The organism is Lentilactobacillus sp. SPB1-3 (assembly GCF_026913205.2).
GTDB classification, from domain to species: Bacteria; Bacillota; Bacilli; order Lactobacillales; family Lactobacillaceae; genus Lentilactobacillus; species Lentilactobacillus terminaliae.
In genome coordinates this window covers 892,591-907,023 of the sequence record NZ_CP168151.1, presented here as the reverse complement: position 1 = coordinate 907,023, position 14,433 = coordinate 892,591, and the positions used below count along the sequence as shown (strand labels likewise).

Annotated in this window: 15 protein-coding genes and 1 tRNA gene; 4 read left to right on the top strand and 12 right to left on the bottom strand. The window is 36.0% G+C overall.

All coding sequences use genetic code 11. The features are described from left to right. Positions 1-167: 167 nt before the first annotated feature. The 3 genes from O0236_RS04530 to O0236_RS04520 form a co-directional block, all read right to left on the bottom strand. Positions 168-791 (bottom strand): GyrI-like domain-containing protein, encoded by a 624-nt coding sequence (locus O0236_RS04530; RefSeq protein WP_268912927.1) that lies wholly within the window; start codon positions 789-791, stop codon positions 168-170. 125 nt (positions 792-916) lie between these two features. Continuing rightward, a complete protein-coding gene (locus tag O0236_RS04525; protein ID WP_268912926.1) occupies positions 917-2,185 on the bottom strand; it encodes a YhgE/Pip domain-containing protein in 1,269 nt (422 codons plus the stop codon). 1 nt (position 2,186) lies between these two features. After that, positions 2,187-2,774: an HXXEE domain-containing protein gene (locus O0236_RS04520; protein WP_268912925.1), complete on the bottom strand. Its 588-nt coding sequence runs from the start codon at positions 2,772-2,774 to the stop codon at positions 2,187-2,189. A 158-nt stretch (positions 2,775-2,932) separates the two neighbouring features. Here O0236_RS04520 and O0236_RS04515 point away from each other — a divergent pair, with 158 nt between their 5' ends. Further along, positions 2,933-3,508 (top strand): TetR/AcrR family transcriptional regulator, encoded by a 576-nt coding sequence (locus O0236_RS04515; protein ID WP_268912924.1) that lies wholly within the window; start codon positions 2,933-2,935, stop codon positions 3,506-3,508. Positions 3,509-3,625: 117 nt separating this feature from the next. On the opposite strand, the gene O0236_RS04510 is transcribed toward O0236_RS04515, so the two are convergent. The 3 genes from O0236_RS04510 to O0236_RS04500 all read right to left on the bottom strand — a co-directional run bounded on the left by O0236_RS04510 (position 3,626) and on the right by O0236_RS04500 (position 5,696). Then, the gene (locus O0236_RS04510; protein WP_268912923.1) at positions 3,626-4,456 is read right to left on the bottom strand and encodes an SDR family NAD(P)-dependent oxidoreductase; all 831 of its coding nucleotides are present in this window, start codon (positions 4,454-4,456) and stop codon (positions 3,626-3,628) included. A 105-nt stretch (positions 4,457-4,561) separates the two neighbouring features. Further along, positions 4,562-5,137 carry a TetR/AcrR family transcriptional regulator gene (locus O0236_RS04505; RefSeq protein WP_268912922.1) on the bottom strand — a complete coding sequence of 192 codons (576 nt, stop codon included), beginning with the start codon at positions 5,135-5,137 and terminating at the stop codon, positions 4,562-4,564. A 157-nt stretch (positions 5,138-5,294) separates the two neighbouring features. After that, the gene (locus O0236_RS04500) at positions 5,295-5,696 is read right to left on the bottom strand and encodes a MarR family winged helix-turn-helix transcriptional regulator (RefSeq protein ID WP_268912921.1); all 402 of its coding nucleotides are present in this window, start codon (positions 5,694-5,696) and stop codon (positions 5,295-5,297) included. 122 nt (positions 5,697-5,818) lie between these two features. Between O0236_RS04500 and O0236_RS04495 the strand changes: the two genes are divergently transcribed. Then, entirely contained in the window at positions 5,819-6,376 is a 558-nt protein-coding gene (locus O0236_RS04495) for a LysE family transporter (protein ID WP_268912920.1), read from the top strand. Positions 6,377-6,475: 99 nt separating this feature from the next. On the opposite strand, the gene O0236_RS04490 is transcribed toward O0236_RS04495, so the two are convergent. Further along, positions 6,476-7,420 carry an SDR family NAD(P)-dependent oxidoreductase gene (locus O0236_RS04490; protein WP_268912919.1) on the bottom strand — a complete coding sequence of 315 codons (945 nt, stop codon included), beginning with the start codon at positions 7,418-7,420 and terminating at the stop codon, positions 6,476-6,478. Positions 7,421-7,509: 89 nt separating this feature from the next. Beyond that, positions 7,510-8,073, bottom strand: a complete 564-nt coding sequence (locus tag O0236_RS04485) for a TetR/AcrR family transcriptional regulator (RefSeq protein ID WP_268912918.1) — start codon at positions 8,071-8,073, stop codon at positions 7,510-7,512. Between the two features lie 707 nt (positions 8,074-8,780). Between O0236_RS04485 and O0236_RS04480 the strand changes: the two genes are divergently transcribed. Further along, positions 8,781-10,124: a dihydrolipoyl dehydrogenase family protein gene (locus O0236_RS04480; RefSeq protein WP_268912917.1), complete on the top strand. Its 1,344-nt coding sequence runs from the start codon at positions 8,781-8,783 to the stop codon at positions 10,122-10,124. A gap of 273 nt (positions 10,125-10,397) precedes the next feature. Here O0236_RS04480 and O0236_RS04475 read toward each other — a convergent pair. Further along, positions 10,398-10,468: transfer RNA gene (locus O0236_RS04475), tRNA-Gly, on the bottom strand. Positions 10,469-10,578: 110 nt separating this feature from the next. Between O0236_RS04475 and O0236_RS04470 the strand changes: the two genes are divergently transcribed. Further along, the gene (locus O0236_RS04470) at positions 10,579-10,917 is read left to right on the top strand and encodes a DUF1516 family protein (protein ID WP_268912916.1); all 339 of its coding nucleotides are present in this window, start codon (positions 10,579-10,581) and stop codon (positions 10,915-10,917) included. On the opposite strand, the gene O0236_RS04465 is transcribed toward O0236_RS04470, so the two are convergent. From O0236_RS04465 to O0236_RS04455, 3 genes are all read right to left on the bottom strand, one after another. Continuing rightward, positions 10,907-11,620, bottom strand: coding sequence for an aspartate/glutamate racemase family protein (locus O0236_RS04465; protein ID WP_268912915.1), 714 nt, complete (start codon positions 11,618-11,620; stop codon positions 10,907-10,909). The two genes, O0236_RS04470 and O0236_RS04465, sit on opposite strands and share 11 nt — an antisense overlap. A gap of 18 nt (positions 11,621-11,638) precedes the next feature. Beyond that, entirely contained in the window at positions 11,639-12,826 is a 1,188-nt protein-coding gene (locus tag O0236_RS04460) for a carboxylate--amine ligase (RefSeq protein ID WP_268913305.1), read from the bottom strand. A gap of 65 nt (positions 12,827-12,891) precedes the next feature. Beyond that, positions 12,892-14,421 (bottom strand): UDP-N-acetylmuramoyl-L-alanyl-D-glutamate--2,6-diaminopimelate ligase, encoded by a 1,530-nt coding sequence (locus O0236_RS04455; protein ID WP_268912914.1) that lies wholly within the window; start codon positions 14,419-14,421, stop codon positions 12,892-12,894. Positions 14,422-14,433 lie beyond the last annotated feature (12 nt).

Genomic DNA, 14,433 nt, shown 5'->3' with positions numbered 1-14,433 from the left:
ACTATACTGGCGCTTGAATAGTGAATTATTTTTCATAATCTGTCTTTTAAAAAATAAAACACCTAATCCCAAAACTTGGAATCAGCCGTTTTTACTAACAAGCTATTTAATTTTATTTATGTTCAAACCGTCTATCATTCTTAACATCCGATACAATCCATAATTTATCATTTTTTGACTGGATGTCGTAAAATGGTTTTCATTTTTTCTGGCGCAATCTTTCGTGGATCACTTAAATAAACCTCATGATGATATCGAGTAGAAAAATCCTCCTTCAATTCATGATCAGACACAAAATCATTCATCTCAGAAACGGTTTCGGGCTCCGTGGCATAAGGTCCGTGATGCATAGCTTGAACAACTAAGCCTTCGTCATACGTAAACCATTGAATATCCGAAGTATCAATTTTTTTCTTCTCAGCAGCAGTGTTTTTAGCCCAATCTAAAATCTCATGACTTGCAAAACGAGGCAAACGTATCATTGACCACCACTGAAAATCAGATTTTTTATTCAAATCTACACCAGCATAACCATCCTGCCACCATAATCCTTCCAACGGAGACACGACATAAGGTTCATAGCCAGGTAACGAAATTCCTGCTTTCTCACTCATCCGTATCGTATACGCCACAGCATATAAGGTCTGAACAGCGCGTTGATAAGCGCCACCCTCATCGTTTGGATTTCCGGTTCCTCGAATCGCCATAAAATCCATACTGGGTATCTTAATTAATTCTGGGCCCTTCGCACTATAGAATTGTTTTTCTTCTTTTTTAACATCAAAAGTCATAGCTTTCACCCTTTTTTCACTAAAAAACATTAATTGCATGCAATCTGTAGATTGATTTACAGATTTACAAATACTGCTGACATTTACTTGATGAAACGAATATCTTCGTCATTTATATCAGACTTTTAATTGAATTTAATTATGCTTGATAATGTGCCTTGTGTTTTTTGACGATAACCAATCAAAGCAAATAATGTTGAGCAAACCACTCCTGTTAGTGCAATCCACAACAACGATTGGTTATATGGAGAAAAGCTTCCACCATACAAGGCGTTAAACGCATTCGTGATACCTTGGTACATTGGTGTGACTCTACTAAACCATTGATAGAACCCACTCAAGACTACCCTTGGCAGAATTCCACCACCTGCGACAACCTGCATGGTCATCATTGGTAATAGAAGTAACATTCCTGGTAAGCTACCGCATAGAAAAGTGAAAATACTAGTAAACTCGAAGACTGCCAGCACAAATAGTATTTGCGAGCCAACTAAACTCCAAAAAGCTGACCCAGAAAAACTGATTTCACAGCGAAGTAAACCAACAGTAAAGAATGGTAAGATAACCGATGCTATGAAACCGCTAATTTGATATGAAAGATAAGCTTTGGTTTTACCAATCTTAAAACGAGCACTCATAAATGTCATAGTTAAGATTAAAGCCATAATCATTACGCCTAAGTAACTTCCTAAGTTAAGGAACATTGGTGCCAATTGGTATTGATAATTCTTAGGAATCTTATTCAAATGAACAGTTGATGTGGTGACACCACCAGTTAGCTTTTGTGTAATCTGGCTGGCTTGCTTTTTAATTCGAGCCTTCGTTTGCCTTTGAATATTCTTCTTTAAAGCCACTAATTGAGCAGGATTTTTGATTCCTTCAGCTTGCTTTTGAGCTTGAGTACTAGCTTGTTTAGCAATTTCTGGTGCAATCATTCCAGCAACCATTCCAACCGTTTTTTTAGAAGTGATATTATCTTTAATCTTACTTTCCATTTGAGAGATGATGCTACGGTTTAGTGAATTTTGCAACATTCCATTTGAATCGTTTACATAAAATTTGATGTTTGGTGTTCTTTGTTGACGAATATCTTTAATAAAGTCTTGGGGAATTTCTACTGCCAATGCAGCGGAACGATCATTTAATTGAGATTTAATTGAAGATATCCTAGCATCGGTTCGTTTAACCTTAAAAGGCATGTTCTCCTTCAGACTTTCAGTAATAGCCTTACTACCAGTTGATTGGTCATGATCCACAACTACAATTTTCATTTGTTTAGTGCCGTCTGGCATGTTGCCAAAACCTGGTAATCCTGCTCCAACAAATGCTAATCCACAAAAAATTGCTACTACCATCGCAACATACACAATAGGATTTCTAAACCATTTATTCATTTTATTTACCCTCTTTGCTTACTTTAGGTTTTAAAACAACAAATCCATAAGCAGTCATGACAACTTGAACTAAAATTCCGAATATAACGGATATAACCCAAGTTTGCGTTGATACTAACTGGTTTTGAATAAAGTACCAAATTGCATAACATCCCACTGGAATATTCAATAAGACACTAACCACTAGTCCTGGATTATATTTAAATTTGAACATCCAAACCACATGAGCGGCAGCGTTAAGAACTGAAAATGCCGCAGTCCAAATTCCCCAACCCAAACCAAAATAGTTTGCTAAGATTGCGGACAATGGCATTGCAATAAAAATTACAGGGACATTAATCCAAAAGGAAACTTTATCATTTAATGGAAATGAAGGATCCACGGAACCCATGATTTTTGTATTGAAGAACTTCTGGAATCCTCCTGGTAAGATATATTCTTCAAACTCGTGCATGAAGTAGACGGGCGTCTGCAACCAAATTAAAAACAATGCAAAGTTTTGTTTTGATACGTATATAAATAACAAAATCGTCGTATAAATTGCTAAAAACATAGTAGCATTATACCAATGCTTAAGTAACCAATTCATAAATTATCTTCCTCTCACTTGTAATTGTTCGCTTTATAATAGACAATATGTTCAATATCTATTTACATTCGAAGTATATGTCAGCTACTTTAAGTTATCAATCTTCAATCTTAGTTAATAGACAGTTTGCATAAATTGATTAGTTAGTGAGGTTCATTATGGTAAAAAACAAGCGAGACCTAAGATTTGTCAAATCACAGCAACGACTATATTCAGCTTTTGAAGAACTCTTGCGGAAAAAAAGTTTTGACGAAATTTCCGTCCGCGATATTTGTGCTCAAGCAAATACAAGCAGAAGTGGCTTTTATCTTCATTTTGAAGATAAATATGATTTGGTACAAAAATACCAACGTGAATTTATTGAGCATGGAATGCAAATCATGAAGGAAAAGAAACACCTAGGCATCCAGATTATTTTTGAAAACGTATTGGATTATTTAAATACGGATGGTGAAATTTTAGCGATTCTATTATCAAATCGTGGATCAATTGAAATTCAATCCCAGATTAAAGATCATTTTAGAAATAATGCTCAACAAAATATATTTCCGAAATATAATCTTAAATCAGGCACTGATATAGAAAATTGCTATCTAACCGCAATGCTCAGTGGAGCATTCTTTGGAATTTTAGAAGAATGGATTCACCAAGGTAAAAAAGAAACACCTGCACAACTAATTCAATTGATGTCAGAAAATGTCATTCCATCGTTGAAAAATAGCGAATTACTATGATTTTCTAATGTATTAATTGCCTTATTTGGGATCACAATGAATAATCAAAAGCGCCTGATCTCAAACAATTGAGATCAGGCGCTTTTGATGTTTAAAAACCATTTAGAATTCAATGATTTATTTTTTATTGCTCTCACGCCGCATAAACATTTTAAAACCTGTTTTTAAAATTCTTGGATGTGACCGAACAAATCGAACGACTAGACGGTCCCTCAATGAATTAAAGTAACGCCATTTTGGTCTTTCATCAGTAGCAGCTTTGTAAAATGTTTCTGCCAACTCATCAGCTGTTGGATATCTGCTGACTGAATTGTTATTTGTTAGCATTTCAGTCACGTTTTCTACTAAATCCACATATGAGCTATTGGACTTAAGGTTTTTCTTAGCCGTTTGCATGGCAATATCTCCCCATGATGATTGAGTACCACCTGGTTGGACAACAACTGAACGAATGCCAAATTCTGAAACTTCTAAGTCTAAAACATCACTCCATTGCTGAATTGCCGCTTTAGTAGCATGATAATATGCACCAAGTGGCGTGTAAAGATCTCCTCCAACAGAAGAAATATTAACAATTCTTCCTCTTCCTTGTTTGCGCATAATTGGTAAAACGAGTTGAGTCAACTCAACAGCTCCAAAAAAGTTTGTGTCAAATTGTTTTTTTGCATTCTGAAGTGGAATTTCTTCAATCGGACCAAATTCACCATAACCAGCGTTATTAATTAAAACATCAATCTGATGTTGTTCTTCAAGAATTTTATTGATAAACACATGGTTAGATTCAGAATCTGTGACATCTAACTTTAAGGCGTGAATATTATCGCCAGTTGGAATTTTTTCAACTCGACGAGCTCCTCCATACACTACCCAGCCTCTCTTAGCGAATAACTTGGTTGCTGCTTCGCCCATACCATTACTTGCACCCGTAATTACAACAATTTTTTTCATATTAATATTCCTTTCGAAAACAAATATATTTTCAATTTCCTTTTAAATTAATTCATTTATACTTAGCTTTTATTAAACAATCGTTTAGTTATGATTCAAAAAAAATTATCTTAAAACGCCTTTTACTGACATTTTAATAATTTCGTTCAATTCTTCAATAGTCGCAAACTTTCCTACAGCCTGTCTGTCCACCAAAAGCATGATAAAAGGTCCAAATAGCTGAGCATATATTAACTCCAAGTTGTCCGACACAAATCTATTATCCTTAACCGCTTCTTCATACATGCTAACGAGTGGAAATGCTAATGAACTACCTTCAATCCTTGCCTCCTCTGAAATCATTTTGGGATTGTCTCTTAGGGCATTAAGCAAATTTGCCTCTAGTGGATAATCAACTGCCATTCTAGCAAAATGATTAACACTAAAAAATATTTTTTCTTGCAATGTTTTACCTTGATCTATGTCGTACTGAATGCCCTGATCAAATAAATTTTTAGCCTTCAGATATAGGCTAGAAAGCATATCAGTCTTATCTTTAAAGTAGACATAGGGTGCCCCTGAACTAACTCGTGCTCGTTTGGCAATTTTCCCAAACGATAATCCTTGTATTCCTTCTTCCTTAATAATAACTAATACAGTGTGTTCAATTGCTTGTTTTTTCTGTTCATCAATTTTTCGCATGCGATAATATTAAATGAACGTTTAGTTAAAGTCAACACATTACCTAAATTTTTCTTGATCTAGAAAAATTTAGGTAGCAGAAGCATTGATTTACATTACAATCCAAGTTTCCATAACCCAGAATTTTTAATCGTCAAAAATATTGATAATATAAAATTTAAAAGCTAAGCTTCTTAATCAAAATTCTCAACTCATCCCGCTCATCTTCATTCAAATTCTTCAGCAGTTCATCAGAACACTGTTTTTCAAAAGCATGCAATCTAGGATAAATGTCGGTTGCTTTTTGTGTCGGATACACCCTTCGGAGACGCTTATCATCCTTGTCTTGAATTATTTCAAGCCAACCTGATGCTGCCAATTTTTTAATGGTCCGAAATGCAGTTGTTCGATCTATTTGTATCGAGTCTGCCAGAGCACCCAAAAACATTCCCGGTTGCTCACAGATCCTAATAATATAAAGAAAGGCATTATTATCTAATCCGATCTCGCGAAATTCTGCATTACTAAGTATCTGAATTTTCCGAGTCATTGCCCCAATTTCTCGAATTACATCAAACATGGCTCCGCCTCCTTTTTCTTCAGCATATCAAAAACATATTGCAAATGCAATGACTTTAAGTTAGAATGTCCTTTATAAACTAATTGCATTTGCAATGAATTTTCGAGAAAGGAAAACCATATATGCTAGCCTTCGTAATCTTCACAATCACTATGTCCATCACACCTGGCCCCAACACCATCATGGCCATGGCATCCGGCCAAACAATCGGCTTTAAGAAAAGTTTGAATCTTAATTGGGGGATGGCCACGGGCATGTTTGTCACTGGCGCCTTCGCTGCGATATTTTCATCATGGTTGCAAAATACTCCACTGGTTATTGAAATAATGAAATTAATCGGTTGTTTATATCTTCTATACCTCGCTTATCACACTGCCATCAGTGTTCCAGATGATACCAATAATGGTTCTTCCACTTTCAATACTGGATTTTTACTTCAATTGAGCAACATCAAACTATATCTATATTTTATTACCGGATTGGGGGCTTTCTCTTTGTCAGGTCTATTGAATCAAATCCCACTTAGATTATTGCTCATGGTGGCCATCGGGTCTGCCGGTACATTTCTTTGGACTGTTGGAGGTCAACTGATAAATAAATTCTATCACCAACATTTTCGAATTATTAACGTTCTTGTGGCATGTTTATTAATCTTTTCCGCGGCCGATTTGTGGCACTAGTAATTCCCAGTAGTCTTAAATCTTAAAATCAAAAACGCCCGACCTCATTATCTTGAGATCAGGCGTTTTTTTACCGATAAAAACTTACTTGTTCAATTTTTATAACTTATCATCAACGATTTCTAACGATTTATCTAACAGCTTGCTGGCAGTTTCCATGTCCATATACTTGCTCTCATTCCATCCCCATAATGCCGGATACCCTTTCGTACCTTGCTTGTTATTAGGTGCATATACTGCACCGCCCTCAGCATTGGAATCCGTCGCAGCATACAAAGTTGGTAAGGCGGCCTGCGAAGCACTTTGGCGAATATTTGGAAACACTTTAAACAAAATTGCGCCTACGCGCATCATTATTGAAGTTGCTCCCGCTTTCTTGGTCACCAGATTAGTTGCTGCTAATCCAGGGCTGGCAGCTAAAACAGTAACGGAAATATTTTGTTCCTGAAAAATTGAATTTAGCTTTCTAGATATCATTGCTTGCGCCATTTTAGTCGCAATATAAACTTTCCAAGCATTATAATCATGACCATCTAAATTATCCAAATCTATTTCGGGTTTACCAGTCGCTAACGACGTCAAATTGACAACTCGTGCATGTGTCGACTTCTTAAGGGCAGGTAATAGTGACATTGTCAGCGTAAAACCTCCAAAATAATTGGTTGCCCACATCGACTCTAATCCGTCTTCACTTAATCTTGCTTGAGCCGGCATCATAATTCCGGCATTGTTAATTAAAACGTCAATCTTTGGAGTGGTTTCAAGCAGTTTTTTTGCGAATTCTTTAATCGCTGTAATAGACATCAAATTAACTGAGTGGAAAAAGATGTTTTGATTGCCTGTCTCATGTTTTAACTCCGCAATCGCCTTTTGCCCCTTTTCAAGATTATGAGCCAGAATATGGATCATGGCATTTTTCATTGCGAATGCTTTCGCATCTTCATACCCGACCCCACTTGTTCCTCCAGTAATTACAACAATTTTGCCTGTTTGATCTGGCATATCATTTAATGTCCAATTCTTCTTTGGCTGTTTGTAGTTCATATTTAATAATTCCTTTCGTTTAGGAAACTATTTATTTTGAATTAGTTTCCACGATTTCAAAAATAATTGGAGATTTTTTCATCTCCAATTCATGGTTTCAACATCTTCACAACTAATTTTTCAAAGTTATCTACATGTTCATCAAATTCTTTGTCTGAAAACGATTGACGAAGTACCGGCATCATCGTTGGCGTAATCAAAACCAATACCTCGTTATCAACTTTGGCTATAATACCCAATTTGGCAGTTTCATTTAACCAGTTGAGAATCAGTCCATAAAATTGATCAAGATTTTGTTGATAGTCATCATACACATTTGGGTAGACATCATGTAGATCATCAACAAAACCGTCTGCGAATGTCTTACTGATCTTCATAGCCTGTTCAATCGCTAAATGAATTATTCGTCTGACGTCTTCGAAGGATTCAGGTTTTGGCAAACTAACATTTAAAAGTTCATCAGTAAATTGATCCATCATTTCTTTGATCAACGTTTCTTTGTTTTCATAATATTTATAAACCGTCTTCTTTGATACTTGTAAGTCTTTGGCTAACTGATCCATAGAGTACGATTTTATTCCGTGCGAACTAATCTGACTATAGATTTGGTCGGTTAGTATTCGTCTTTGATCTGATGAATATTCTTTAGGCATTAATCAATCTCCTTTTAACACCTAGTAGTGTATCATCCATGGAAACTAAAATCAACAAAACAGTTTCCTAACCAATCTTATTTTTTGGATCTACACCAAAAAATATACCTATAGCAATGCATTTAAGACATTCTAAGATTGCATTTAGACCTTGAACTGTTCTTTTCTTAAATCTGACATTCATAAAATTTAGCTAATCTATTATTCCAATTTAATCATAAATCATACAAGGATTTTCTCAAAACTAAATAGAATTCCCAAAGCCGAAAAAAAGAAAAAGTCGAATTACCTTTCTTAAGTTATAAATCCGAAATTGCCAGAATAAATGGAAAAGTTGTTTCCACGCATCAAACTAATCGCGGAACAGTTGGTGTGTCAGTTCCAAAAGGAACATCAACGATTCTAGTGCAACATCGGGTCTCGCCAATTGTTTGGTTAGCGTACGGAATTTCTGCCGTATCAGTCATCTTGACTGGTTTTCTCACCTATCGAAAATATAAAAGGAAGTAAAATTAAGCGATTCTTTCCGTATATCCCCAGCATTAAAATGATGGACTAACAATTACAGGAAATCTATACTAACGGTAAATAAAATATTTGGAGGAATTGATTATGACAGAAATTGAACCGATTCGAAATAGTGATAATGCAAGTAAAAATAGTACCCCAGGTATTAATCTGGCGGCAAAGCTTTTCGAGTAATGCCTATGAAAACGAAATTTGATGTAATTGTGATTGGTAGTGGAGTTGCAGGAATGACTGTTGCACTAAATTTGGCTCAGCATCATAAACAAGTTGCAGTCGTGGAATCAAGGAGTCATTTAGGCGGGACAACTATTAACTCTGGAAGTACGGGCAAAAAATCCCTCTTAGCAGTGGCTGAGGCTCACTATCAAGCCCGTTTATTTCAAAATTATGGTTTAGCAAAGATTCCAGCAATTGACTGGGATACCATAGGTTTAAATCGAGATGAAATAGTTAGTTCAGGAGCAATTCACGTTCGTCAAGAATTGTTAAATAACGATGTGACCATTATTAGTGGTACCGCATCATTTGTGGATAAAAATTCTGTTAAAGTCAATGAAATGTTATATACCGCGGATACATTTGTAATTGCATCTGGATCAAAGCCTCGTTTACTCAGCGTTCCCGGTAAAGAATACGTTCAAACAAGCAATGAACTTTTGAATTTACCTATCTTACCCAATCAAACAGTACTTATAGGAGCGGGCATCATCGGTTTTGCTTTGGCTAGCCTTCTCTGTGAAGCCGGAGTAAAAGTATCGATCATTCAACATAACAATCGTGCGTTACGTGAATTTGACGAAAATTTGGTCAATAAACTGATTAATCACTTACAGAACGAAGGGGTTGAATTCTATTTCGATTCCGAATTAACTAATGTCTCAAAAACTACTAATGGATTACATGTTCAATTTACTCATCAGCAAACCATTGAAGCTGATTCAGTATTTGTGGTGGCGGGACGCATAGCAAATGTTGATAATTTGAAGCTAGCATCCATTGGCGTTGACACATCTACAACTGGAATCAAAGTAAATGATCAATTACAAACTTCTGTCCCAAACATTTATGCATTGGGAGATTGTTGCGATGCTCCCGTTCCGAAACTAAGTAATTACGCAACTTTCCAAGCAAAGTATCTAGGTAATATGATTTGCAGTTCTGACACTTACCCTATTAAGTATCCAGTACCTGCCATGACAGTTTTCAGTCTCCCAAAACTAGGTTTAGTTGGTATCTCTGGTAGCATTGCACGTAATCAACCTGAAAAGTATGAAGTTAAATTAATCGACATGCACCAATGGCAATCCTATCGCAGAAAACGGCAACCAATCGCTGACTTAGAATTAATAATAAGACGAAGCGATGATCACGTCGTTGGAGCTGAAGTACTCAGTGATGATGCAGATTTATTAGTGAATTACATGGCAATTCTAATCAATCTGAATGTAACCTCATCGAAGCTAAATGAGATGATGTTTGCTTATCCTTCTATGGCCGATGATATATTTGGTTTTTGGCAATAATTGATAACATTCAGTTAAATTACATGCAACATCAACTGGTCACTATTAAATATATCTTGATTATCATAAATATTAAGTATACAAAAGACGCTGATCTCATTTCTTGAGACCAGCGTCTTTCTGTCTTTTGCATTAGTTATCATTCAAACACTTTATACCCATAATCTGGGGTGTTTTTCTTTGATGCGCCAAAAGTTGCTTGCAACATCAATTATATTTGAATTCTCTTAACATTCTTGCACGAATGGTTTAAGCACTACGTTTATACACATAAGCGGGTAACGGGAATCGGACCCGCGACACAAGCTTGGGAAGCTTACGTTTTACCACTAAACTATACCCGCAATACAATAAATATTATATCACTAGACCAATTCATTGACTATGCAAATTTTTCACAATTGATTTTTGACGCCAAATACCTAATACTATTAAAGTAAAGGGGTGAAATATTGTGTGGATTGCCATTAATTACATTTGTTGGCTGGGGACCATTCTGGGAGTTTTGATAGGTGTGACTAGACATACTAAAAAACGGGTTATCCAATCACTCATCTATTCTCGGGGATTCTACTTAGGTATCATCATTTCCCAAGTAGTCATAGACATTAGATCATTTGATCGGCACCCTGCTCTAATTGGGGTCTCAGCTATATTAACTCTATTGATCATTACACTAACTGAAACTATCTTAGGTAGAAAACAAGATGGAATTTTAAAAATAAAAACGACGGTTACTTTTATCGTAGCCGCCGTCATCACAATCATTTGTCAATCAGCCGTTAATTTTTAGGCTGATTTTTTCTTGCATATTCAATTGTTTTTTCTGCTAAAACTGTCTGGGCATCAAGTACTGGATAATCATGATCTCCAGCACGCTCTTCAGCAACAGATAATTCTGTACAGCCAAGAATGACTACATCACTATCTAATTCATCGACCATTTCACTCAGAATCTTGTGATATAAGTCACCGTCAACGTGATTTTGTTCCTTGATATTATCGTAGATTAACTCCATCGTTTCATTGGCGATCTTCTCAGTTGGCTTAACTAGTTCATACCCTGCATCCAAGATTTCTTGATCATAAATGCCATCATGAAGAGTACCACGAGTGGCAATTAAACCAACTTTCTTTGCATTAGGAAAATCGGTTTTAATTTGTTGAACCGTTAACCTTGGCATGTGTAAAATTGGAATGTCTGTCAATGCTTGCAAATCATCATAGAAATAGTGAGCCGTGTTACATGGAATTGAGAAGAAGTCTGGTTCAAATTTTGCTTGAGTCAAAATATCTTCTTTCAATGGAATAAATGGATTTGGCTTACTATGATCCAAAATATAATCTGTTCGATCAGGAACCGTGGCATGGTTTACCAAAATATAGTTCAAGTAATCCTGATCTTTTTGAGCATCAGTTTTATCATTTAAAATATGAATAAACGTCTCAGTGGCTTCAGTACCCATTCCGCCAATGATTGTAAAGAAATGATTCATGAACCCATCTCCCACTGGCTATTTAGCCGTAAAGTAACGTTTGAAGTTTTTAGTGTAGTTATGCATCATCCATTTGTACAATGCGTAACGCTTGACACTTCGGTCTTTGTCATACCAGAAAGTATCACCGTACCGACCCTCATCCAATAGTTGCAATGCATGGTCCTTAACCTCGTTATCTTTTGCGTATTCCTTAAATACTTTAGGAGATACTCCTAACCATAAGAAATACTTGCTAGGATCTTGGTTAGCAAAGACTGTTTCTTGATCCTTTAATGAATCAAATGCGTAATCTTGAACAACCCAATCAGCTAAACGATAACCGTTTAAAGTAACGAAGAAACTGCTTCGACCAGTTCGCAAGTTAATTTCGAAAAGCTTATATGAATTATCACGGGTATCAAACTTCAAGTCAAAGTTAGCGTAACCTGTAAATTCAATTTTTTCAAGGAATGACTTCACCTTGTCGTAAATGTCTTGATTAAATTCAGGAATAATTGCCACGTAATTTCCAATCGCAGCTGGTGCTGGATCTTCCAATAATGGATGACCTAAACACATAAACTTAACTTGGTGATTTTTATCAACGTAGGCATTCAAAACACGCATGTTGCTATCGTCACCTGGAATAAAGTCCTGCAAAATTAAATCAGAAGTGTAACCATTATCATAAATTTTACCAACGATATCATAGAATTCATCAGCAGATTTAATGATAAATGCCTTTTTACGGCCTTCAAAATGAATATCTAACCATTCCACACTGTTAGCTGGTTTTAAAGCAACCGGATAATTAAATGGTTGCTCAACTTTTTGACCAGATTCGTATTCATCTTTAGTGATAATCTTTGTCTTTGGATAAGGCAAATCATATTTATCACACATCTTGTAAAAGTTTTCTTTGTCATTAAGTTGTTTGATTAAATCGTAATCAATGTATGGACAAACAAAAACATCTTCCAATTCAGCTTTGTGCTTAGAAATCAATTCAGCATAGCCATCCCCACAACCAATTAAAATCACTGGTTCTTCATGGTCAGAATAACGGTCTTTGATTTTCATCATTTCGTTGATCCAAATTGGATCTTCAGAAAAACCATCGATCAATTCCAAATCAACGATTTTAGTAAATCTAGTTGGAGCAAGTTGCGCTTGAGCAAAAGCCTTAACTGGTTGGCCATAGATTTCGTATAGACTTCTGGCCATTCCATAAGCATTAAAGTCACTACCTAAAAGTACCGGTGTGAATTTTTTTGTATTATTTTGCACTTTTATACCTCCTTAGAATATGTTGCAACGATTTGAGCATCACCATCGTAAGATGTGTCCACACCGTTTATTTTTTGATAAGGATCTCTTCCCTTACCCGCTATCAAGACAACGTCACCCACATTACTTTCGTTGATTGCTGTCAAAATAGCTTCTTTACGATCTTCGATATAACGGACATTGACCGCATCATTATTAATGTTATCAGCAATAGTATCTGCAATATCCTTAGGATTTTCATATCCTGGATCATCTGAAGTCAAGATGGCCACATCGGCTGAAGCGCCAATGGCTTTCCCCAATCCTGGACGACGATCAATTCCTTTATCACCGGCACTACCCGTGACAACGAATACCTTGCTGTCTGGATTTTGTGATTTCAAAAATGACAAAACAGAATCCATACTTGCGTAGTTATGTGCGTAATCAACATAGACCGTACCATGACCTTTAGTGGCAAAGTGTTCCATTCTTCCTGGAATAACGATTCGACTCAAGCCAAGTTTAATATTTTCTTGAGTTGCACCAACTAAGGCTGATGCAATGGCTGTGGCGACTGCATTTGATTCATTATAATCACCCGGCAAACCAATTTCGTATTCACCAGCGATTGATAATGCATTAGCTTTATCACTTACTGCATTCAAATTAATTTTATTTTGTTCCAGAGTATCTGATAGGGTTTCGTAAACAAAATCAATTGGAAAATCATTGATTTGCTCGGAGCCTTTTTTTGCGAACAAGTAAATATCTTCAGGTTGTGTCGTTGCCTTGGCAGTCATATATGTATCAAGCAGATGAGAACCATCTGCGTTAATAACCACTTTGCTAGAGTTGACTAACAATTGTTCCTTGCAATGTAAATAATCAGCGAACGTTGGATGTTCATTTCTACCAATGTGATCCGGAGAGATATTCAAGAACACACCAACATCATAATGCAGACCATATACTCGATTCTTTTTGTATGCTTGTGACGAAACTTCCATAACAAGATGATCTAATCCGTTATTAACTACTTGATTCATATTAGTAAATAAATCCAATGATTCAGGAGTTGTCAAACTTGATTTAAATTTATCATCAGCGGACTTACCAACAATCGTATCAATTGTTGAAAATAATCCTACTGAATATTGATGATCCAAAATGTTTTTTGTGAAATATGATGACGTTGTCTTACCCTTAGTTCCCGTATACGCAATTGTCGTTAATTTATTCTGTGGAAAGCCAAAAAATGCCGCACTAATGAGCGACATTGTTTTTTGGACATTATTCACGATAATTGCGGGTAACTCAACGTCAGCGTATTCAACTTCTGAAACATAAGCACTTGCGCCGTGATTCTTGGCATCCTTCAAATACTCAGGTTTAAAGTTCCCTTTACAAAAGAATAAAGAACCTGACTCAGCTGTTCTAGAATTGTAAGTAATTCCCGTATAGCTGGCTGTTAAATCAAGATTTGAAGTTTTAACAAGTAAATTATGTTCAGAGAGTAATTGCAGTATTTCACCGTTTATTAAATTCGCCAACAGTCGTACCCT

What these genes read in the sequence shown, in the direction of transcription:
- O0236_RS04485 (WP_268912918.1), bottom strand. Translation starts at nt 8,073, where the DNA reads ATGCCTAAAGAATATTCATCAGATCAAAGACGAATACTAACCGACCAA.
- O0236_RS04505 (WP_268912922.1), bottom strand. Translation starts at nt 5,137, where the DNA reads ATGCGAAAAATTGATGAACAGAAAAAACAAGCAATTGAACACACTGTA.
- O0236_RS04520 (WP_268912925.1), bottom strand. Translation starts at nt 2,774, where the DNA reads ATGAATTGGTTACTTAAGCATTGGTATAATGCTACTATGTTTTTAGCA.
- O0236_RS04515 (WP_268912924.1), top strand. Translation starts at nt 2,933, where the DNA reads ATGGTAAAAAACAAGCGAGACCTAAGATTTGTCAAATCACAGCAACGA.
- O0236_RS04465 (WP_268912915.1), bottom strand. Translation starts at nt 11,620, where the DNA reads ATGAATCATTTCTTTACAATCATTGGCGGAATGGGTACTGAAGCCACT.
- O0236_RS04525 (WP_268912926.1), bottom strand. Translation starts at nt 2,185, where the DNA reads ATGAATAAATGGTTTAGAAATCCTATTGTGTATGTTGCGATGGTAGTA.
- O0236_RS04500 (WP_268912921.1), bottom strand. Translation starts at nt 5,696, where the DNA reads ATGTTTGATGTAATTCGAGAAATTGGGGCAATGACTCGGAAAATTCAG.
- O0236_RS04480 (WP_268912917.1), top strand. Translation starts at nt 8,781, where the DNA reads ATGAAAACGAAATTTGATGTAATTGTGATTGGTAGTGGAGTTGCAGGA.
- O0236_RS04460 (WP_268913305.1), bottom strand. Translation starts at nt 12,826, where the DNA reads ATGGCCAGAAGTCTATACGAAATCTATGGCCAACCAGTTAAGGCTTTT.
- O0236_RS04495 (WP_268912920.1), top strand. Translation starts at nt 5,819, where the DNA reads ATGCTAGCCTTCGTAATCTTCACAATCACTATGTCCATCACACCTGGC.
- O0236_RS04510 (WP_268912923.1), bottom strand. Translation starts at nt 4,456, where the DNA reads ATGAAAAAAATTGTTGTAATTACGGGTGCAAGTAATGGTATGGGCGAA.
- O0236_RS04490 (WP_268912919.1), bottom strand. Translation starts at nt 7,420, where the DNA reads ATGAACTACAAACAGCCAAAGAAGAATTGGACATTAAATGATATGCCA.
- O0236_RS04530 (WP_268912927.1), bottom strand. Translation starts at nt 791, where the DNA reads ATGACTTTTGATGTTAAAAAAGAAGAAAAACAATTCTATAGTGCGAAG.